General features: G+C 59.6%; 16 protein-coding genes. 6 read left to right on the top strand and 10 right to left on the bottom strand.

What is annotated here, in order from left to right:
• Positions 1–10: 10 nt before the first annotated feature.
• Positions 11–715: a trehalose operon repressor gene (gene treR / locus AC1DIS_RS16430; RefSeq protein ID WP_018927047.1), complete on the top strand. Its 705-nt coding sequence runs from the start codon at positions 11–13 to the stop codon at positions 713–715.
• A gap of 99 nt (positions 716–814) precedes the next feature.
• Positions 815–3862, top strand: coding sequence for a membrane-targeted effector domain-containing toxin (locus tag AC1DIS_RS16425; protein ID WP_477743272.1), 3048 nt, complete (start codon positions 815–817; stop codon positions 3860–3862).
• Between the two features lie 89 nt (positions 3863–3951).
• Here the strand turns inward: AC1DIS_RS16425 and guaA are convergent, their stop codons facing one another.
• The 4 genes from guaA to AC1DIS_RS16405 all read right to left on the bottom strand — a co-directional run bounded on the left by guaA (position 3952) and on the right by AC1DIS_RS16405 (position 8642).
• Positions 3952–5529, bottom strand: coding sequence for a glutamine-hydrolyzing GMP synthase (guaA, locus tag AC1DIS_RS16420; protein ID WP_018927049.1), 1578 nt, complete (start codon positions 5527–5529; stop codon positions 3952–3954).
• 99 nt (positions 5530–5628) lie between these two features.
• Complete coding sequence (guaB, locus tag AC1DIS_RS16415; protein WP_018927050.1) at positions 5629–7098, bottom strand: IMP dehydrogenase; 1470 nt, start codon at positions 7096–7098, stop codon at positions 5629–5631.
• Positions 7099–7239: 141 nt separating this feature from the next.
• The gene (locus AC1DIS_RS16410) at positions 7240–7788 is read right to left on the bottom strand and encodes a sugar ABC transporter ATPase (protein ID WP_477743271.1); all 549 of its coding nucleotides are present in this window, start codon (positions 7786–7788) and stop codon (positions 7240–7242) included.
• A gap of 86 nt (positions 7789–7874) precedes the next feature.
• Positions 7875–8642, bottom strand: coding sequence for a sulfite exporter TauE/SafE family protein (locus AC1DIS_RS16405; RefSeq protein WP_477743270.1), 768 nt, complete (start codon positions 8640–8642; stop codon positions 7875–7877).
• 100 nt (positions 8643–8742) lie between these two features.
• Here AC1DIS_RS16405 and AC1DIS_RS16400 point away from each other — a divergent pair, with 100 nt between their 5' ends.
• The 4 genes from AC1DIS_RS16400 (at position 8743) to leuA (ending at position 14051) form a co-directional block, all read left to right on the top strand.
• Positions 8743–9639 (top strand): LysR family transcriptional regulator, encoded by an 897-nt coding sequence (locus AC1DIS_RS16400; RefSeq protein WP_477780974.1) that lies wholly within the window; start codon positions 8743–8745, stop codon positions 9637–9639.
• A gap of 98 nt (positions 9640–9737) precedes the next feature.
• Positions 9738–11117, top strand: a complete 1380-nt coding sequence (gene xseA / locus AC1DIS_RS16395; protein WP_018927054.1) for an exodeoxyribonuclease VII large subunit — start codon at positions 9738–9740, stop codon at positions 11115–11117.
• A 3-nt stretch (positions 11118–11120) separates the two neighbouring features.
• Positions 11121–11942 (top strand): peptidoglycan DD-metalloendopeptidase family protein, encoded by an 822-nt coding sequence (locus AC1DIS_RS16390; RefSeq protein WP_064620122.1) that lies wholly within the window; start codon positions 11121–11123, stop codon positions 11940–11942.
• A gap of 429 nt (positions 11943–12371) precedes the next feature.
• The gene (gene leuA, locus AC1DIS_RS16385; RefSeq protein WP_477780973.1) at positions 12372–14051 is read left to right on the top strand and encodes a 2-isopropylmalate synthase; all 1680 of its coding nucleotides are present in this window, start codon (positions 12372–12374) and stop codon (positions 14049–14051) included.
• 68 nt (positions 14052–14119) lie between these two features.
• On the opposite strand, the gene AC1DIS_RS16380 is transcribed toward leuA, so the two are convergent.
• The 6 genes from AC1DIS_RS16380 to hisS all read right to left on the bottom strand — a co-directional run bounded on the left by AC1DIS_RS16380 (position 14120) and on the right by hisS (position 21074).
• Positions 14120–14911, bottom strand: a complete 792-nt coding sequence (locus AC1DIS_RS16380; protein WP_086944863.1) for an amidohydrolase — start codon at positions 14909–14911, stop codon at positions 14120–14122.
• Positions 14899–16047 carry a pyridoxal phosphate-dependent aminotransferase gene (locus AC1DIS_RS16375; RefSeq protein WP_018927058.1) on the bottom strand — a complete coding sequence of 383 codons (1149 nt, stop codon included), beginning with the start codon at positions 16045–16047 and terminating at the stop codon, positions 14899–14901. Before AC1DIS_RS16375 ends, AC1DIS_RS16380 begins: the two co-directional genes overlap by 13 nt.
• Positions 16048–16350: 303 nt before the next feature.
• Positions 16351–17823, bottom strand: a complete 1473-nt coding sequence (gene der, locus AC1DIS_RS16370; protein WP_018927059.1) for a ribosome biogenesis GTPase Der — start codon at positions 17821–17823, stop codon at positions 16351–16353.
• A 135-nt stretch (positions 17824–17958) separates the two neighbouring features.
• Complete coding sequence (gene bamB, locus AC1DIS_RS16365) at positions 17959–19110, bottom strand: outer membrane protein assembly factor BamB (protein WP_064620135.1); 1152 nt, start codon at positions 19108–19110, stop codon at positions 17959–17961.
• Positions 19103–19744, bottom strand: coding sequence for a tetratricopeptide repeat protein (locus tag AC1DIS_RS16360; protein WP_018927061.1), 642 nt, complete (start codon positions 19742–19744; stop codon positions 19103–19105). Before AC1DIS_RS16360 ends, bamB begins: the two co-directional genes overlap by 8 nt.
• A gap of 40 nt (positions 19745–19784) precedes the next feature.
• The gene (hisS, locus tag AC1DIS_RS16355; RefSeq protein WP_018927062.1) at positions 19785–21074 is read right to left on the bottom strand and encodes a histidine--tRNA ligase; all 1290 of its coding nucleotides are present in this window, start codon (positions 21072–21074) and stop codon (positions 19785–19787) included.
• Positions 21075–21079: the final 5 nt, after the last annotated feature.

The raw sequence follows: 21079 nt of genomic DNA, 5'->3' as shown, positions 1-21079 counted from the left end.
AGCCATCCCCATGAGTAAATACAACCAGATCTACAGCGATCTGCTTGCCAGCATTACCACCGAACGTCTGGAACGCGGCGCCCGATTGCCTTCCGAAACCGAATTGATGGACAGCTACCAGGCCAGTCGCGGCACCGTGCGCAAGGCCATCGAGCAATTGCAGGAGCGCGGTTTCGCCCAGAAAGTCCACGGCAAAGGCACCTTCGTGCTGTCCACCAACCCGATCGAGTTTCAGCTCGGCGGCATCGTCAGCTTCCAGGAAACCTACCCGCGACTGGGCAACGACGTCAGCACCGAAGTGGTCGAATTCACCCAGATTCCCCTCGAAGGCCCGCTGCTCGAACACATCAAGGCGGCTGAGGGCAGCGTGATCACGCGGATCAAGCGCGTGCGGCGGATCGACGGCAAACGCGTGATCCTGGACATCAACCATTTCGTCAGCGACGTGATTCCCGGCTTGTCCCGCGAAATCGCCGAGCACTCGATCTATGCCTTCATCGAGCAAACCCTGCAACTGCAGATCGCCTATGCCCAGCGCACCATCGAAGCGGTGCCGCGCAGCAAGGACGACCAGCAACACCTGGACCTCGACGGCCAGAGCCATGTGATTGTGGTCAGCAACCAGACCTTCCTGCAGGACGGCCGCCAGTTCGAGTACACCGAATCGCGGCATACCCTCGACAAGTTCTACTTTTCGGATGTGGCACGGCGCTGACCCTACACGTTCCAGAATCGTGTTTGTACATAACTATGTAGTGCACCTCCCTCGAGCAAATGGGCAATCCTCTCAGCCCATTTCTCAAGGAGCGAGAACATGCCTACCGATCAAACAAGTGAAACGCTGCCCGATACCGCAGACAAACAACACCTTCTGACCATCGCGCCCGTCATCGTGACTGCCTGTCCCGATTTGCACGAAGAAGCCCATGTGATGGCCACCGAAATCCTGAAAAAACACGGCATTACCGGCCTGGACCCGGATCAGGTCTGGTGGCATCGCTTTGGCAATGTCACGGCCAGCAGCACCCAGACCTTCCTGGGTTGGGAGCACTACCCTAAACCCAGTCAGTCAATGACCCTGACGCAGCTGGTGATTCATCGGTACTACGTCACTGATCAGGACTATTTCGATCAGCTGGACTGTTACGGCGGGTTTTACACCGCCGACGCAACCGCCAGCATTTACAACGAAACCAACGAAGTCCGGATGTACCCCAGCGCAGTGCTCAAGGATTTCTGGCACGAGACCTTCAGTGACCGTTACCGGGACAAGCTGAACGCCTACTGGAGCGCGCATTTCGATGACTACCGGACCTTGGCGAAATGCAACTATCTGAGTAAAGCCATCGAGGCGCGGGAAAACGGTACGCTGCAGGAGGAAGAGTTCCAAACCGTCATCCGGGCCGTCGCCGCTGACAAATGCTGGCCGATCTCCCTGGAGACCTTGCGTGCGCAAACCTCTGCACCAGCAGATCTGCGGGTGTGCGCCCTGGACGTCGCGGGGCATGTCGCCACGGATATTCTGCGTATCGATGACGGTAGCGGACGGCAAATCACCTATGTCCCGGGGGCCACAGAAGCGTTTCACGTGCACCCGACGTTGACGGACATGCACTGGTGGATCCTGCTGCAAATGAACGATGACGCGCGTTATACCGAGTTCATGACTCACTTCCCGCTGTCGGTGCGTCAGGAGATCCACGACAACATTACGCCCCTGATGAACCAGTTGGTGGGCACGTGGGGCAAATACGATCACCATCTGATCAATCAAAAAAACATCACCATCAGCGGTGACGCGTTTTCCTGGTTGAGCCGTAATGTGCAGAGCGCAATGTCGCAAGAGGCCGATCTGTCTCTGGTGACCAACGGACAACTGCGTAAAGGCATGTGGCTGGGTTACCTGAGCGCCGGCCTGCACGTCTTCGGGCCGCTGGCGCTGCTCGGCTGGCCGATTGCACTGCCGGTGATTGGCGCCAGCATCGCCTCAATGGGCTTGAACATCGACAAGGCCGTGAACGGCAAAACGGTAGCGGAGCGCAAGGCCGGCGTAAAAGGCGCCGTGCTGGCTGGCATCAACCTTCTGTTCAACCTTCCGCTGCTCAAGGAGGTCGATGTTCTGGAAGAGGTCGGCGCTTCGGCCGAGGCCGCCGAAGCCGCCGAAATGGCCAGGCTGCGGGAGGCCAACAATCCTGCCGAACCGATCGGTACGCAAGAACAGGAGTTGTCCGACGGTTCAGGGCGCGCAACCACTCAACTTCCAGAGTTCATCCCCCTGAAACCGGCGCCGGCACAGAACCTTGAAGTACCGGAGCACTGGCAAAGTAACGAGATTCTGGAAAGTGAGGCGCCACTTGCCACCAGCGGCAAGTTCCAGGGCATCTACTCGCTCAACTCCAACCCCTCGACTGCCATCATGATGAACGACGCAGCCTATTACGTGCGTTACGAAACCGACATCAACGGCGGCGGCACCTGGGCCATCATCGACCCGGCAAACCCTCACGCGTCCTCAGGATCGATCCCCGTGCGTTTGAACGCCGATGGCGAGTGGGAGTTGACGCCCAAATCCGGTTTGAAGGGTGGTGGCAACGACGACCTCGCCGCTGTTCCGGGTCCTTCCCGGTTTCCCGACCATGTCCGACCACCGGAATCATTTAGCGTGCCCTCGACGAAGTACGACACCTCCAATGGGCGGTCGCTCAACTTCCTGGGGCTAGGTAAGAAAGAAACGCACATAAAAATAATCAACCTTCCCAACGGACGCATACAAGGGGTGACACCCTATGAAGAGTTCGTCGCGGGACATCGCACAGCTCTATTGAGAGATGCTCGTGCTTTCTTCTCCAAAGAAAACTTTTTTGCCTCATTGCCGACACGCCCGGTACAACCCGTCATCACGCCGTCGATGACTGTCCCGGAACTCATTCAGGAAATATTCGATGCTTCGCCGGGATTAGTGATTGGAGAAAGCCAGGATCGTATTGCCAGCATGCGGTTCCTCATCGAGAACATGCAGACGTTGGCCAGGCAAGGCGTCAAGACGATCTATATGCATCGCTTGCTCAATGACTTCAATCAAATGGACCTGAATATTTTCGGCAGAGGCGCAAAGATGGACGGCATGCTCGAAAAGTATTTGAAACAGTTACAAAGCGATCCTGCCGGGCAGTTCACCCCTCTTGAGGTCGTCAAGGTGGCTCGCGAGAACGGTATCCGGATCCAGTCGACCGATTGCCTGGCAAGTTACCGATATCCAGAATCGTCCCTCATTGATGTTCAGGAACAATCCATTAAAAACTACCTCACCACCACGATCATGCGTGCCAATGAAGCGCTTGGCAGATCAGGTAAATGGGTCGTGCTGACGGGCCAGGAAAACACCAATACCTTTAGAGGCATTGCCGGCCTCAGCGAACTGAATGGCGGTATCGGCTTGCGTATCGAGGAAGTACTTCCCGAGCGCAGCCTGCATATGGAGATAGACCACGGCATAGAGGTGGGCCGCAATGCCAGCCCGCCCCCCGTTAACTTTCATGGAGATTTCGACACCTTGTATGCCGATATCAACCTGCAAGTACCGATGCCCATGCTGCAACGAACCCCGGACGAAATCGCTCAACTGCTGTTCCGCCAGGGAATGTTCACTTTCAAGGAATCTGACGGAACCTGGACATTGGTCCATCGCAGCAGAACCGGCCTGATCACAGAGACTCTGGTTGAACGAACGGCCGATGGGCAATACCTGGTCAATCGCCCCGCCTGGACTGACATCCATCAAAAACCTTACCCCAACCTGATCAGCCTTTCCCATGCGCTCACCGGCATGGGCATGAAACTCGAAGGACGCTTGCCAGTGTAGGGAAACACCGCACCGTGAAACGCGAAAGGCCCCGTGAACTCACATTCACGGGGCCTTTCGGTTGTTACCGACGATCAGTCAGAGCGGGATCACTCCCACTCAATCGTCGCTGGCGGCTTGCTCGACACGTCGTAAGTAACGCGGGAGATGCCTTCGATTTCATTGATAATCCGGCCGCTGACGGTTTCCAGCAGTTCGTAAGGCAGGTGTGCCCAACGCGCGGTCATGAAGTCGATGGTTTCCACGGCACGCAGAGCAACGACCCAGGCGTAACGACGGCCATCGCCGACCACGCCAACCGATTTCACCGGCTGGAACACCACGAACGCCTGGCTGACCTTGTGGTACCAGTCGGCCTTGCGCAGTTCTTCGATGAAGATGTGGTCGGCACGACGCAGCAGGTCGGCGTATTCCTTCTTCACTTCACCGAGGATCCGCACGCCCAGGCCCGGACCCGGGAACGGGTGACGGTAGACCATGTCGTACGGCAGGCCGAGTTCCAGGCCCAGACGACGGACTTCGTCCTTGAACAGTTCGCGCAGCGGCTCAACCAGCTTGAGGTTCATTTCTTCCGGCAGGCCGCCCACGTTGTGGTGCGACTTGATCACGTGCGCCTTGCCGCTTTTCGCGCCAGCCGACTCGATCACGTCCGGGTAGATGGTGCCCTGGGCCAGGTACTTGATGTTGTCCAGCTTGCAGGATTCGGCATCGAACACGTCGATGAAGGTACGGCCGATGATCTTGCGCTTCTTCTCTGGATCGGACTCGCCAGCCAAGTTGTTGAGGAACTGGTCCTCGGCGTTGGCGCGGATCACTTTGACGCCCATGTTCTCGGCGAACATGGCCATCACTTGCTCGCCTTCGTGCAGACGCAGCAGGCCGTTGTCGACGAACACGCAGGTCAGCTGATCGCCAATGGCCTTGTGCAGCAGCGCGGCAACCACCGAGGAGTCCACGCCGCCGGACAGGCCGAGCAGTACGTTGTCGGTGCCAACCTGGGCACGGACTTGGGCGATGGCGTCTTCGGCAATCTTCGACGGCGTCCACAGGGCTTCACAGCCACAGATGTCGAGGATGAAGCGCGACAGGATGCGACCGCCCTGCTTGGTGTGGGTCACTTCCGGGTGGAACTGCACGCCGTAGTAGGCACGGTCATCGTTGAACATGCCGGCAATCGGGCAGCTCGGGGTGCTGGCCAGGATGTGGAAGTCTTCCGGCATCTTGGTGACCTTGTCACCGTGGCTCATCCATACGTCGAGGCCGAACAGGCCATCGGCGTCGATATGGTCTTCGATGCCGTCGAGCAGGCGGCTCTTGCCGACCACGTCGACACGGGCGTAACCGAACTCACGCAGGTCGGAACCTTCAACCTTGCCGCCCAGTTGCTCGGCCATGGTCTGCATGCCATAGCAGATACCGAAGACTGGCACGCCCAGGTCAAACACCGCTTGCGGGCAGCGAGGGCTGTCGGCTTCGTGCACGGACTCGGGGCCGCCGGCGAGGATCACACCTTTTGGAGCGAATTCGCGAATGGCTTCCTCGTCCATGTCGAACGGATGCAGTTCGCAGTAAACACCGATTTCACGCACGCGGCGGGCGATCAGTTGGGTGTACTGGGAACCGAAGTCGAGGATCAGGATGCGGTGAGCGTGAATGTCGAGGGCCATGATTCAGTCTCGTCTAAGTAATTCAGAAACAGTCGTGATTCAGAAACAACTCGGGGCTGAATAGAACAGCCCCGGTTGCTTAACGATTTGCTTGAAGCCTCAACCTACGCGGTAGTTTGGCGCTTCTTTGGTGATCTGTACGTCGTGGACGTGGGACTCGGCCATGCCAGCACCGGTGATCCGCACGAACTCAGGCTTGGTGCGCATTTCTTCGATGTCGGCGCTGCCGGTGTAACCCATCGAGGAACGCAGGCCGCCCATCAGTTGATGGATGATGGCGCTCAGGGTGCCCTTGTAAGGAACACGCCCTTCGATACCTTCCGGAACCAGCTTCTCGGCACCCGCGGAGGAGTCCTGGAAGTAACGGTCGGAGGAACCTTGAGCCTGGGACATGGCGCCCAGCGAACCCATGCCGCGATAAGCCTTGTACGAACGGCCCTGGAACAGTTCGATCTCGCCTGGCGCTTCTTCAGTACCGGCGAACATCGAGCCCATCATCACGCAGGAGGCACCGGCCACGATGGCCTTGGACAGGTCACCGGAGAAACGGATGCCGCCGTCGGCGATCAACGGAACACCGGTGCCTTCAAGGGCAGCGGCAACGTTGGCGATGGCACTGATTTGCGGGACGCCGACACCGGCGACGATACGGGTGGTGCAGATCGAGCCTGGGCCGATACCGACCTTGACTGCGTCAGCGCCGGCTTCGGCCAGGGCCTTGGCGGCAGCGCCGGTGGCGATGTTGCCGCCGATGACCTGCACTTCAGGGAAGTTCTGCTTGACCCAGCGAACGCGGTCGATCACACCTTTGGAGTGACCGTGGGCAGTGTCGACCACCACCACGTCAACACCGGCATGGACCAGGGCAGCTACACGGTCACCGGTGTCTTTACCGGTACCGACTGCAGCGCCAACGCGCAGACGACCTTGATCGTCCTTGCTGGCCAGCGGATAAGCCTTGGCTTTTTCGATGTCGTTGACAGTCATCATGCCTTTGAGGGCAAATTTGTCGTCGACGATCAGCACGCGCTCGATGCGGTGCTTGTGCAGCAATTCACGCACATCGTTCTTGTTGGCGCCTTCCTTGACCGTGACCAGACGCTCTTTAGGCGTCATCACTTCACGGACGCTGACGTCCATGCGGTTTTCGAAACGCACGTCACGGGAAGTGACGATGCCGACCAGGTCGCCATCGTGCAGTACCGGAACGCCGGAGATGTTGTGCAGGCGGGTCAGTTCGAACAGTTCACGCACCGTGGCATCGGCCTCGATGGTGATCGGGTCCTTGACCACACCGGCTTCGTAACGCTTGACCTTGCGCACTTCGGCAGCTTGCTGCTCGATGGTCATGTTCTTGTGGATGATGCCGATGCCACCTTCCTGAGCCATGGCGATTGCCAGACGGGCTTCAGTAACGGTGTCCATAGCGGCGGAAACCAGTGGAATATTCAGCTCGATGCCACGGGTAAGGCGGGTCTTGAGACTGACTTCGTTAGGAAGCACCTCGGAATAACCGGGCACTAGGAGAATGTCGTCGAATGTCAGAGCTTCTTGGCTGATACGCAGCATCGCGGGGGCTCCCGAGCGGGAAAATGGAAGCGCGCCATTATAGTCAGACACCCCCTCGGGTTCAATGTAAAACTCTGTCTATTATTGGCATTACTGACATACGGAGAAACATTGTCCCCCGTAGGGGACCGACGCCGGCATTTAGAGTTCGACTTTGACCCAACTCACGGGCTGATCCAGCCAATCGGCAAACTCTTCGATAAAGTCCTGCTTGAACCCGGCCTCGAGCCAATTGTTGAAGATGAACCCCAGGTTGGAAAAGCCGCATTCCTGCAAAAACAGAAAGCCGTTGATGTCGTCTTCATGCCCGCACTCAGGGCAGGTGAAGTTATCGGTGCGCCCCGGCATCCAGTCTTCCAGGCTTTCGAACAGCGCTTCACCGATCTCCTTACGGCACTCGGCGCAGCCGGCTTCTTCGAGAAAACCCTTGGCCGGTGTATAGATGCAACGCTTGGTGATGATCTCCAGGCCATTGATCGGCTCGCCGAACGGCAGCGCTTCAGGGTGCAGGACCACGGCGCGGGCGCCGTCGGCGATGGCGTGGGCCATGTGATTGCCGGTGCGGCCACAGGTGGTCAGCTCTTCTTTAATAATGTTCTTGCGCACCAGCCACCGCACGACCGCCCGGGCCCGGGGTTCGTGTACCGGCAGTGTGGAGATTTTCGGGACGATGATGCTTTGCGAATTCATGGTGCAAGCCTACTGCGTCAAAGGGATGTTGCTGCGGTGCGCCGATTGTCAGGGCGGCCGGCAGCTTAATCCCTGACGAAATCCGGTCAAGTGCTCAAATAACGCCCGATCAAGGCAATCCCGCTGGCCAGCACCAGCCAGGTCACCAACCGCACGAAAGCCTCGCGGGACAACTTCATGATCAATCGCCGACCGATCCACAGCCCCAGCGCCATCGCCGGCAACAAACACAGCGCCAATACCAACAAGGGTAGCTTGGCATACACACCGGCGACGGCAAACAGGCTCAAACGCACCACGGTGCTGCAACTGATCAGCGCACTCTGGGTGGCTCGGGCCTCATCCTTGGGTAAGCGACTGTTCAAATAGATCGCATATAGAAAGCCGCCGCTGCCAAACAGCGCCCCGAACATCCCGCCCACCGTGCCCATCGGCACCGCCCACCCGGCGGATAATTGTGTCGGACGGGTTTTGATCCACAGGCTGTAAATCGCATAGGCGCTGATAAACAGCCCCATCAATAGCAGCAATACATCGGATTTCAGGTTCAGCAGAAAAATCACCCCCAACGTGCAACCCACCGCCATGCACGGCAGCAGTCGCAGCAATTCGGACCGCTCTACATCTCGGCGCGAGGGCAGCAGATTGCCGAACGCGGCGACGAAATCCAGCAGCACCAGCAGCGGCACGATTTTCGACAGCGGCATGAACAGAATCAGAATCGGCCCCGCCACCAGCGCGGTGCCAAAACCGGCAATGCCGAACACGATGTAGGCCAGGGCAACACCCAATCCGATCACCAACCAATCCACCACACCCCACGGCCATTGGCTCAACAACTCCAGCACATTCATCGACACGGCTTCCTTTTATTCCTGTGATGACTTTAGCCAGCGCCGGGCGTTGCGACTAATATCTTCAAAATCGATCACCCATCTCAAAAAGGCATACCTGGTGCTTTCAACCCGCCAATTGCGTTACTTCGTGGAAATCGCCGAGAGCGGCAGCTTCAGCGCAGCGGCCGAACGACTGTTTATTGCTCAGTCAGCCTTGAGCCGGCAGATCAAGGACATGGAAACCCRCCTGCAAACGCCACTGTTCGAACGAACCGCCCGCCAGCCCCGCCTGACGTCAGCGGGTGAAGCCTTTTTGCCTCGGGCCAGAAACCTGCTGAACGAACTGACCAAGGCCAGCGAAATGGCCACTCAAGTGGGCACCGGTCAACTGGGCGTCTTGCGCCTGAGCCATTCCAGCACCGTGCCCATGAGTGGTCGACTGCTGCGCGGCATCAGCGTTTATCTGGATCTGCATGCCGGGGTGTCGATGGACATCGTCAAGCTGTCCTCGGAAGCACAACTGGAAGAATTGGCCGAAGGTCGCCTGGATGTGGGTCTGTTGCGCCTGCCGGTGCTGCGCCAGCGTGAAGGGGTGCAGATTGTTCCGCTGTACAGCGAGCGTCTGTTGTTGGCAGTGCCGCCGAATCATCGGCTGGCTGTGGAAAAGTCCGCACACGGCATCGATCTGGCACAGTTGAAGGATGAAGCGTTTATTTCCATCCCTCATCCACAGCGCGGCGGTCTGAGCTATCTATCTGCCGAGCTGTGCATGCGCCAAGGGTTCTTTCCCCGGGCGGCTCGGGTGGTGTCACGCAAAACCACGCAACTGCAATTGATCCAGGCCGGGTTCGGCATCGCGCTGTTACCGGAATCGATGCAGGACATTGCGCCGCCGGACATCCATTTTCTCCCCTTGGCCGATCCGGATTGCCACAGCACCGTCGCCCTCGCCTGCCGGCAAGATCCCACCGCGCTGGTTCAGCAATTCGTTGAACACTTCACCCGGCTGCCGTAAGCAAACCTGTGGGGAGCGACCTGTGGCGAGGGGGCTCCCACAGGGGATTTTCGCCGGATCATGGAGATTGATCGCCGAATGCCTTTAAACTGCGCCCCATGATTAAAGATCCCTTTGCAAGACTCGGCCTGGACCGGGAAGTCCTGACTGTCAGCCAGCTCAACGGCCGCGCGCGGGTGTTGCTCGAAGACGTGTTCAGCAACATCTGGGTCGAAGGCGAAATCTCCAACCTCGCCCGCCCGGCGTCCGGCCATGTGTACTTCACCCTCAAGGACAGCGGCGCCCAGGTGCGTTGCGCACTGTTCCGGCAGAACGCCGCGCGGGTTCGCCAGGCGCTGAAGGATGGCCTGGCGGTCAAGGTTCGTGGCAAGGTTTCGCTGTTTGAAGGCCGTGGTGACTACCAACTGATTCTCGACACCGTGGAGCCGGCTGGTGACGGCGCCCTGCGTCTGGCCTTCGATGCTTTGAAGGAAAAACTCAGCGCCGAAGGCCTGTTCAGTGCCGAACGCAAAGTGCCGCTGCCGGCGCACCCGCAACGCATCGGCATCATCAGTTCACCCACCGGCGCGGTGATCCGCGACATCATCAGTGTGTTCCGCCGCCGTGCGCCGCAGGTGCAACTGACGCTGATCCCTACCGCCGTACAAGGTCGCGAAGCCACTGCGCAAATTGTCCGCGCGCTGAAACTGGCGGACGCCCGTGGTTTCGATGCGTTGATCCTGGCCCGTGGCGGCGGCTCGCTGGAAGACCTCTGGTGTTTCAACGAAGAAGCCGTGGCCCGCGCCGTGGATGCCTGCGTGACGCCGATCGTCAGCGCCGTCGGCCATGAAACCGACGTATCGATCAGTGACTTTGTCGCCGACGTTCGCGCGCCGACGCCGTCCGCCGCCGCCGAACTGCTGGCGCCTGACTCCAGCGATCTGGTGCGTCGAGTCGAAAGCCTGCATCGACGACTGGTGATGCGCATGCGTGACCGCTTGATGCGCGATCGGCTGCGTCTGGAAGGCATCTCTCGGCGCTTGCGCCATCCCGGCGAACGCCTGCGTCAGCAAGCGCAACGCCTGGATGATCTGGACATGCGCCTGCGCCGCGCTTTCGAACGTAGCCTCAACACCCGTCGCGAGCGCTTGATCCGCCTGGAAACCCGCCTCGCCGGGCAACATCCCGGGCGACAACTGGCGATGCTTCGCCAGCGCCTCGACAGCCTCGCCGAGCGCCTGCCCCGGGCCATGCGCGAAGGGCTTAAATCCCGTCGCCTGCAACTGCAAAGTCAGATGCAGACGCTGCATGTGGTCAGCCCGTTGGCGACCCTCGCTCGTGGCTACAGCATTCTGCTGGACGAGCGCGGCAACGCGATCCGCAGCGCCGCGCAAACCCACACCGGCCAGCGCCTGAAAGCCAAACTCGGCGACGGCGAACTGCAAGTGCGGGTCGAAGACAATCACCTGACGCCTGTCACCCTTTCTTTACTGGATTGATCCATGCCGCGCTTTTTTGCTCCATTGCTGTTGCTGTGCCTGACCTTCAACGCCCACGCCGACAGTTACATCACCCGCCTGTTGAACAAACCGGTGCCGGGCGGCGTGGCAGTGGTTGATCTGGGCAGCTCCGCCCAGGCGCCGAAAGCCAGTTATCAAGGCAAACCCGTATTGGTGGTCAAAGAGCAGAACAACTGGCTGGCCATCGTCGGCGTGCCGCTGACGGTCAAACCGGGCAGCCAGTCGCTGAGCAGCGGTGGTCGCAACCTGAGCTTCACCGTCGGCAACAAGAAATACCCGGAACAGCACATCACCCTGAAGAATACGCAGCAGGTCAATCCGAACCCGGCGAATCTCAAGCGCATCGAGGGCGAGTTGGCCGAGCAGATCCAGGCTTACCGCAGTTTCAGCCCGAATACCCCGAGCAACCTGTTGCTGGACAAACCAGTCGATGGGCCGCTGTCGAGCAAGTTCGGCGTGCGCCGCTTTTTCAATGGCGAAGAGCGTAATCCCCATGCGGGCCTCGACTTTGCCGTACCCGCCGGCACGCCGATCAAAACCCCGGCCGCCGGCAAGGTAATCCTGATCGGGAATTACTTCTTCAACGGCAATACGGTGTTCGTCGACCACGGTCAGGGCTTTATCAGCATGTTCTGCCACATGTCGAAGATCGACGTGAAAGTCGGCCAGCAACTGGCGCGTGGTGAGGTGGTCGGGAAAGTCGGCTCAACTGGCCGCGCGACCGGACCGCATATGCACTGGAACGTCAGCTTGAACGATGCGCGGGTGGACCCGGCGATTTTCATTGGTGCGTTTCAGCCATAAGCAGTGGTTGAGGCAGATGGCCTCTTCGCGGGCAGGCCCGCGAAGACGGCCTGAGCATCACCGAAACCCGCAGGCAAACCGAACACTCTCAACCCACTCAACCCCTCTTCTATCGATTGCGCATGGCTGAGACACTGCGCAAGCGACAAAACGATCCTGCTTCTTACGAGCAATAAAATCTCGCAAAAACCCGCTTTTCGAGTATTCCTCTCAAAGTTTTTCGACTGCTTGCCATCCTTTCCCCCCGCGGTTAGGGTTGAAGGCATGAAAACCTCTCACACCCTCATTCAGCTCCGCCAGCACCGCAGCCTGTGYCTCGTCAGTGCACGACTGCCAGGCTGAATCGCGGTGCCTCGTCTGATGCTTTACCAGAACATTTGATCCACCGGCAGGCCGCCTTTTTTCGGCCCACACAATAAGGATTTTCCAATGAGCATGCTCAAAGACCCGTCTTCGAAATACCGCGCGTTCCCGACCATCAACCTGCCGGATCGCACCTGGCCATCGAAGACCATCACTGCAGCGCCGATCTGGTGCAGCTCGGACCTTCGTGACGGCAACCAGTCGTTGATCGAGCCAATGGACGCGGTCAAGAAGCTGCGTTTCTGGAAGACCCTGGTGCAGGTCGGCGTGAAAGAAATCGAAGCCTCGTTCCCGGCTGCTTCGCAAACCGACTTCGACTTCGTGCGCACCCTGATCGAAGGCGGCCACATCCCGGACGACACCACCATTCAGGTGCTGACCCAGGGCCGTGAAGACTTGATCGCGCGCACCTTTGAATCCCTGCGCGGTGCCAAGAAGGCCATCRTTCACCTGTACAACGCGACCTCCCCTTCCTTCCGCCGCATTGTCTTCAACCAGGACAAGGACGGGATCAAGGCCATCGCCGTAAACGCCGCCAAGCTGTTCGTCAAATATGCCGCCCAGCAGCCGGACACCGAGTGGACCTTCGAATACTCGCCAGAAACCTTCAGCGCCACCGAACTGGAATTCGCCAAGGAAGTCTGCGACGCGGTGATCGAGGTGTGGAACCCGACGCCTGAGCACAAGGTGATCCTCAACCTGCCCGCCACCGTCGAATGCGCGACCCCGAACATCTATGCCGACCAGATCGAATGGTTCGGTCGTCACATCAACCGTCGTGACAGCGTGATCATCAGCCTGCACACCCACAACGACCGTGGCACCGGCGTGGCCGCCACCGAGCTGGGCCTGATGGCCGGCGCCGACCGTGTCGAAGGCTGCCTGTTCGGCAACGGCGAGCGTACCGGTAACGTCGATCTCGTCACCGTGGCATTGAACCTCTACACCCAGGGCGTCAACCCTGAGCTGGATTTCTCCGATATCGATGGCGTGCGCAAAGTCGTCGAAGAGTGCAACCAGATTGCGGTGCACCCACGTCACCCGTACGTCGGCGACCTGGTTCACACCGCGTTCTCCGGCTCGCACCAGGATGCAATCCGCAAGGGCTTCGCCCAGCAGCAACCGGACGCCCTGTGGGAAGTGCCGTACCTGCCGATCGACCCGGCCGACATCGGCCGCAGCTACGAGGCGGTGATTCGCGTCAACAGCCAGTCGGGCAAGGGCGGTATCGCTTACCTGCTGGAACAGGAATACGGCATCAGCTTGCCGCGTCGCATGCAAATCGAGTTCAGCCAGGTCGTGCAGCGTGAAACCGATCGCCTGGGCCTGGAGATGACCGCCCAGCAGATCCACGCGCTGCTGCACAGCGAGTACTTGCAGGCCAACACCCCGTACGCGCTGGTCAGCCATCGCCTGCAGGAAGAAAACGGACACAGCGCCGTGGAAGTCGAAGTTTCCAGCAAAGGTCAGGGCGAAACCAACCTGCACTGGCGCGGCAAGGGCAACGGTGCCCTGGAAGCACTGGTGGCCGGCCTGCCGATCCCGGTGGAAATCATGGACTACAACGAACACGCCATCGGCGCGGGCACCAATGCCAAGGCCGCGGCCTACATTGAACTGCGGGTGAATGGTGAGCGTGCGGTACATGGCGTCGGCATCGATGAAAACATCACCACTGCCAGCTTCAAGGCCCTGTTCAGCGCACTGAACCGCTCCCTGAGCCAGCCGGAAGCGAAAGCGGCGTAAGCTTCGCTGCAAATGCAAAAGGCCCCGGGGTGAAAACCTCGGGGCCTTTTTTGTTGCTCAACGATCGGTCAGGTGAACTCGAAGGTATCCGCATCCAGATTCGCCGGGAACCGTGTGCGATATGCCGCCAGTTCTGCCGCGTCGAGCACGACCTTGAATACGCCATCGGCATCGCCTGCACCGAGCAACGTCTCGCCCTGAAAATCCAGGACCTGACTGTCACCGGTATACGCGAAGCCTTTGCCATCGGTACCGATACGGTTCACCGCCGCCACATAGCAGAGGTTTTCGATCGCCCGTGCCGGCAGCAATCGGTTCCAGTGCTGACGCCGTGCGCCCGGCCAGTTGGCGGTGTACAGCAGCAAGTCAGTGTCTTGCGGATCGCGACTCCAGACCGGGAAGCGCAGGTCGTAGCAAATCAGCGGCCGCACTCGCCAACCCTTCAATTCGAACTGCACCTGACGCTCGCCCGGGGTGTAGTGATTGTTCTCCCCGGCCATGCGGAACAGGTGACGCTTGTCGTAGTGCCACACCTCCCCGTCCGGCCGTGCCCACAACAGACGATTGCGATGGCTACCGTCAGCCGCCTGGACGATGATGCTGCCGGTCACCACCGCGCCCAGCTTCGCTGCCTGAGCCCGCATCCATTTACTGGTGGGGCCATTTTCCGGCTCGGCGAGGGTTTCCGATTCCATGGAGAAACCGGTGGTGAACATCTCCGGCAGGATGATCAGGTCCGCACCGCGAGCCTGTTCCAGCAACGGCTCGAAATGCTCCAGATTGGCCTGACGATCGTGCCAGGCCAGGGTGGTCTGGATCAGCGCAAGATTCAGATTGGGCAGAGTACTCAGATCAGGCATAGTTTTGCCGCTGCTTCACGCAGGGTCTCCTCGCGCTTGGCAAAGCACAGACGCACCAGGCGCTGGCCTTCAGGTGGAGTCTGGTAGAACACCGAGATCGGAATGCTCGCGACGCCATGCTCGCGGGTCATCCACAGCGCCATCTCGACGTCATTGAGGTCCGGGCGAATCTGCGAGTAATCGACCAACTGGAAATAAGTACCGGCCACGCGGGTAAAACTGAAGCGCGACGGCGTCAGCAGATCGCAGAACAGATCGCGCTTGGCCTGATAGAAGCCCGGCAGCTCTTCGACGTGTTCCGGGTGCTCGGCCATGTAATCGGCCAACGCGTACTGCAACGGCGTCACGCCGCAGAAACTGACGTACTGGTGCACCTTGCGCAGCTCCGCGCTAAGGGCCGGCGGCGCCACGACATAACCGGTTTTCCAACCAGTGACGTGGTACGTCTTGCCGAACGAACTGACCACGAAAGCGCGCTGATACAGCTCTTCATGGGCCAATACGCTGGCGTGAGACACACCGTCGAACACCAGGTGTTCATAGACTTCGTCGCTGATCACATAGATGTCGCGGTCGCGGATCAACGCCGCCAGCTGATCCAGCTCGGCACGGCTGATCAGCGCACCGCTTGGGTTGTGCGGGGTATTGAGGATGATCATCCGCGTGCGCGGGCTCAGGGCTTCGGCGAGCTTCTGGAAGTCGATGGCGAAGTCCTTCAGGCCGAGTTGCACATGCACACAGCGACCACCGGCCAGCTCGACCGAGGGCTCGTAGCTGTCGTAGCACGGATCGAACACGATCACTTCATCGCCGCTGTGGATCACCGCCTGAATCGCGCAGAAGATCGCCTGGGTCGCGCCGGGGGTGACCGTCACTTCGCTGTCGGCATCAACATGCGCGCCGTAGCTGCGAGCGATCTTCGCCGCGATCTGCTGACGCAACGCCGGTAAGCCGGTCATCGGCGAATACTGGTTGTGGCCACTGGCGATATGCCGACCGACCGCATCGCGCAGGGCCTGCGGGCCGTCGAAATCGGGAAAACCCTGGGACAGGTTGATCGCCCCGGTTTGCGTCGCGAGCTGAGACATCTGCGTGAAGATAGTGATGCCGACATTCGGCAGCTTACTGGTGATCATCGGTGATTCCCTGGGCTACACCCGGCTCTAACGGCGGCACGGGAGAGCCCGAGGATAGCCCAAACGACGCCCACAAAAAAAGGGCGCCAACCGGCACCCTTCTTCTAATGTACACCGCATAACTTGTGGCGAGGGAGCTTGTCGGAACGCCGCACCGTCCCGCTCGGCTGCGCAGCAGTCGCAAATCAACCGATGCGTTCCAACTGAACGATCTCGGTTGCAGATACTGGGGCCGCTTCGCAGTCCAGCGGGAGCAAGCTCCCTCGCCACAACAAGCCCTCACAAAAAGAGTGAGGCCTTGAATCAGCGCTTGTCGCGGCGCTTCTTGTCAGCCTTCTTATGGTGCGACATCAAACGACGCTTCTTGTTGACCTGACGGTCGGTGAGCGAGTTCTTGTTGCCTTCGTACGGGTTCTCGCCGCCCTTGAACTCGATGCGGATCGGCGTACCGACCAGCTTGAGCACACGACGGTAAGTGTTTTCCAGGTAACGGACGTAAGACTTCGGCACCTTCTCGATCTGGTTACCGTGGATCACGATGATCGGCGGGTTCGCACCACCCAAGTGGGCATAACGCAGCTTGATCCGGCGGTTGTTGACCATCGGAGGCGCGTGCTCGCCGACCGCATCTTCCAGAATCTGGGTCAGGCGGTTGGTCGGCCAGCGGGTGACCGCGGACTTGAACGAGTTCTGTACCGACGCGTAGAGATTACCTACGCCAGTGCCGTGCAGGGCCGAGATGAAGTGGATGTCGGCGAAGTCGACGAAGAACAGTCGACGTTGCAGTTCGACCTTCACGAAGTCGCGCTCGCTCGGCGTCATGCCGTCCCACTTGTTGATCGCGATCACCAACGCACGACCGGCTTCAAGGGCAAAACCCAGCAGGTTGAGGTCGTGGTCCACCACGCCTTCGCGGGCGTCCATCACGAAGATCACCACGTTGGCGTCTTTGATCGCCTGCAGGGTTTTGACCACGGAGAACTTTTCGACTTCTTCGTGAATCTTGCCGCGCTTGCGCACACCAGCGGTGTCGATCAGCGTGTACTTCTCGTCGTTACGCTCAAACGGGATGTAGATACTGTCACGGGTAGTACCGGGCTGGTCATACACGATCACCCGGTCTTCACCGAGCATGCGGTTGACCAGGGTCGACTTGCCGACGTTCGGACGACCGATGATGGCGATCTTGATACCGTCTTTTTCGCTTGGGCCAGGAATGCGCTTGGCTTCCTCACCTTCGGCAACGATCTCTTCCTCTTCGCCTTCTTGCGGTTCTTCTTCGTCTTTCGGGAAGTCGCTCAGGGCGATTTCCAGCATCTGGGTGATGCCACGACCATGGGCACCGGCGATCGGGATCGCGTGGCCCATGCCCAACGGGGCGAATTCGGCGCGGGCCATTTCAGGGTCGATGTTGTCGACCTTGTTGGCGACCACGTAGGAACGCTTGTTACGCTTGCGCAAGTGCTCGGCGATCATCTGGTCGGCGGCGGTAAAACCGGCCTTGGCATCTACCAGGAACAGAACGACATCCGCTTCTTCAATGGCCAGCAGCGACTGCTCGGCCATTTTTTCGTCCATACCGTGCTCGTCACCGGAGATACCGCCAGTGTCGACCAGAATGTAGGAACGCCCTTGCCACTTGGCCTCACCGTATTGGCGATCACGGGTCAGACCGGACAAGTCGCCGACGATGGCGTCGCGAGTCCTGGTCAGGCGGTTGAACAAGGTGGACTTGCCGACGTTCGGTCGGCCCACCAGGGCGATTACGGGAACCATGCGGCTCTCCACTTCGTTATTTCAGAAAATACAAAAGCCGCTGCGAGGCAGCGGCTGGTGCTCGGGGCAGCGCTTGAAAGCGCTGCGAGCCTTGCAGAACAAGGCCGCTTGGGGGTTAAACCCCAAGCATAGTCTTTACTTGATGGTCAGGGCTTCCAGTTTGCCGCTGTTGCCATACACATAAATCGTGTCACCCACCACCAGCGGACGGGCACGCAGGCCGTCGCTGTCGATGCGCTCGCGGCCGACGAAACGACCGTCCACCTGACTCAGCAGGTGCAGGTAACCTTCCAGGTCACCGACTGCAACGTAGCTGGAGAACACTTCCGGAGCCGACAGTTGACGGCGGGCCAGCGAATCGTTGCTCCACAATGCAGTGGTGGAACGCTCGTCGACGCCTTCAACAGTGCCCGAAGACAGGCTCACATAGACGCTGCCAAAACCCTGGGCGACGCCGGCATAGCTGGAAGCATCACGCTGCCAGAGCTGACGACCGCTTTCCAGGTCCAGTGCCGCGACGCGACCCTGGTAGCTGGCGACATACAGTGTACCGCCGGACAGCAGCAAGCCACCGTCGATATCGACCACACGCTCCAGCTCCGAACGACCTTGTGGAATCGCTACACGCTGTTCCCAAACCGGCACGCCGTTGGACACATCAAGAGCAACCACTTTACCGGTCGACAGGCCAGCCACCGCGAGGCGGTTGGTGACGATCGGTGCGCTGGTGCCGCGCAGGGTCAGGACCGCTGGCGTGCTGTCATACAACCAGCGCTGGTTGCCGGTAGAGGCATCCAGACCGATCAGACGGTCATCCTGGGTCTGAACCACAACAACGTCACCGTTGGTGGCCGGTGGTGCGAGAACTTCGCTGGTCACGCGAGCGCGCCATTTCTCTTCACCGCTGCTGGCATCCAGGGCAACGATTTCACCCTTGAGCGTGCCGATCATGACCAGACCGTAACCCACGCCAACGGCGCCGGAGACAGGCAGTTTGAGATCTTTCTTCCACTTGACGTCGCCATTGCTGCGATCCATCGCCATCACCACACCGGTGACGTCGGCGGCATAGATGGTATCGCCATCGATCGCCGGAACCAGCATGTTGTAGGTTTCGCCCTGACCGTTACCGATCGAACGACTCCACTGCTTGTGCAGAACCACTTCTTCCTTGAAGTCGGTCAGCTCGGCCGGTGGCAACTCTTTTTTGCTGTTGCTGCTGCAACCCGCGGCCAGAATGGCCAGAGCCAGCAATGCTGCATGTTTCCAACGGATCACGTCACGCATCCCCTTTGGCCAGGTCGTCCAGCTTGATTTGTAGGCCACCGACCGCCGCTTCATCCGACAGTGCCGCCTTGGCTTTTTGATACGCAGCGTTCGCTTCGTCGGTACGACCCAGTTGCACCAGCAAGTCGCCCTTGAGTTCTTCGCGAGTGGCCAGGAACGCCTTGTCGGCATCGCCTTCGAGCAGTTTCAGGGCTTCATCGACCTTGTTCTGCGCGGCCAGCACCTGCGCCAGGCGCTGACGGGCGATTTCGCCCAGTGCCGGGTTGGCCGGTTTGTCGACAATGGCTTTCAGCTCGCTGGCTGCGTCGTCCAGCTTGCCGCTGTCGACCGCGACTTTCGCCACGAACAGGCTGCCGTATTGCGCGTAGGCAGTGCCCCCGAACTCGCTGTTGAGCTTGCCCGCCAGATCCGAAACACGTGCAGCATCAGGCTTGCCGTCAGGCGTCAGCGTGGTTTCCAGCAACTGCTGGTAGAGAATCGAGGCGCCTTGCGACTGATTGCTCTGATACTTCTGAAAGGCCTGCCAGCCGAACACGATGACCAGCGCCAACAGGCCGCCAGTAACCAGGGGCTTGCCGTTGCGTGTCCACCACTCCTTCAACTCCGCCACATGTTCGTCTTCGGTACTCGACACCCCAATACTCCTTAATCGCTAAATCGGCTGTTTGACAGCTTCAACCCTGCACGACGCAGGTGGCCAGGTGTGCAGCAAGCGCATCCCAGGCAATGCTTTGTTGTTCGCCCTGGCCACGCAGGGGTTTGAAACCTACCACTTGCTGGGCCATTTCGTCGTCACCGAGGATCAATGCGTACAGCGCACCGCTCTTGTCGGCTTTCTTGAACTGGCTTTTGAAGCTGCCGCCCCCGGCATTGATTTGCAGGCGCAGGTTGGGCAGTTGATCACGAACACGCTCGCTCAGGGTCAGACCGGCCAGCTCGGCAGCTTCACCGAAGGCGCAGAGGTAGACGTCGACCTGACGGGAGATCTCTTCGGGGATCTGCTCCAGGGTTTCAAGCAGCAGCACCAGACGCTCGATGCCCATGGCGAAACCTACGCCCGGGGTCGGCTTGCCGCCCATCTGCTCCACCAGGCCGTCGTAACGACCACCGGCACATACCGTGCCTTGGGCGCCCAATTGGTCGGTGACCCATTCGAATACGGTCTTGCTGTAGTAATCCAGCCCGCGAACCAGCTTCGGGTTGATCACATAAGGAATGCCGGCGGCGTCCAGGCGAGCCTTGAGGCCCTCGAAGTGCACGCGGGATTCTTCGTCGAGGTAGTCGGCCATTTTCGGCGCGTCGGCCAGCACCGCTTGAGTGTCGGCGTTCTTGGTATCCAGGACCCGCAGCGGGTTGGTCTTCAGACGGCGCTGGCTGTCTTCGTCCAGTTGATCCAGGCGAGCGGTCAGGTACTCGACCAGTGCTTCGCGATAACGACCACGGGATTCGGCAGTGCCCAGGCTGTTGAGTTCGAGCTTGACCGCATCGCGGATACCCAGCTCGCCCCACAGGCGCCAGGTCAGCACGATCAGCTCGGCGTCGATGTCCGGACCGTCGAGGTTGAAGACTTCACAACCAATCTGGTGGAACTGGCGATAACGGCCTTTCTGCGGACGTTCGTGGCGGAACATCGGGCCGATGTACCAGAGTTTCTGCACCTGGCCGCCGCCGGTAATGCCGTGTTCGAGCACCGCACGCACGCAGGCCGCTGTGCCTTCAGGGCGCAGGGTCAGGGAATCGCCGTTGCGGTCTTCGAAGGTGTACATCTCTTTTTCGACGATGTCGGTCACTTCACCGATGGAGCGCTTGAACAGCTCGGTGAACTCGACGATCGGCATGCGGATCTGCTTGTAACCGTAGTTATCCAGCAAACGCGAAACGGTGCCTTCGAAATGACGCCACAGGGGAGTCTGTTCGGGCAGGATGTCGTTCATGCCACGAATGGCTTGCAGAGACTTGCTCACTTTAA

Source organism: Pseudomonas sp. 05N433, from assembly GCF_056396925.1.
This window is presented reverse-complemented; position numbering and strand designations above follow the sequence as displayed.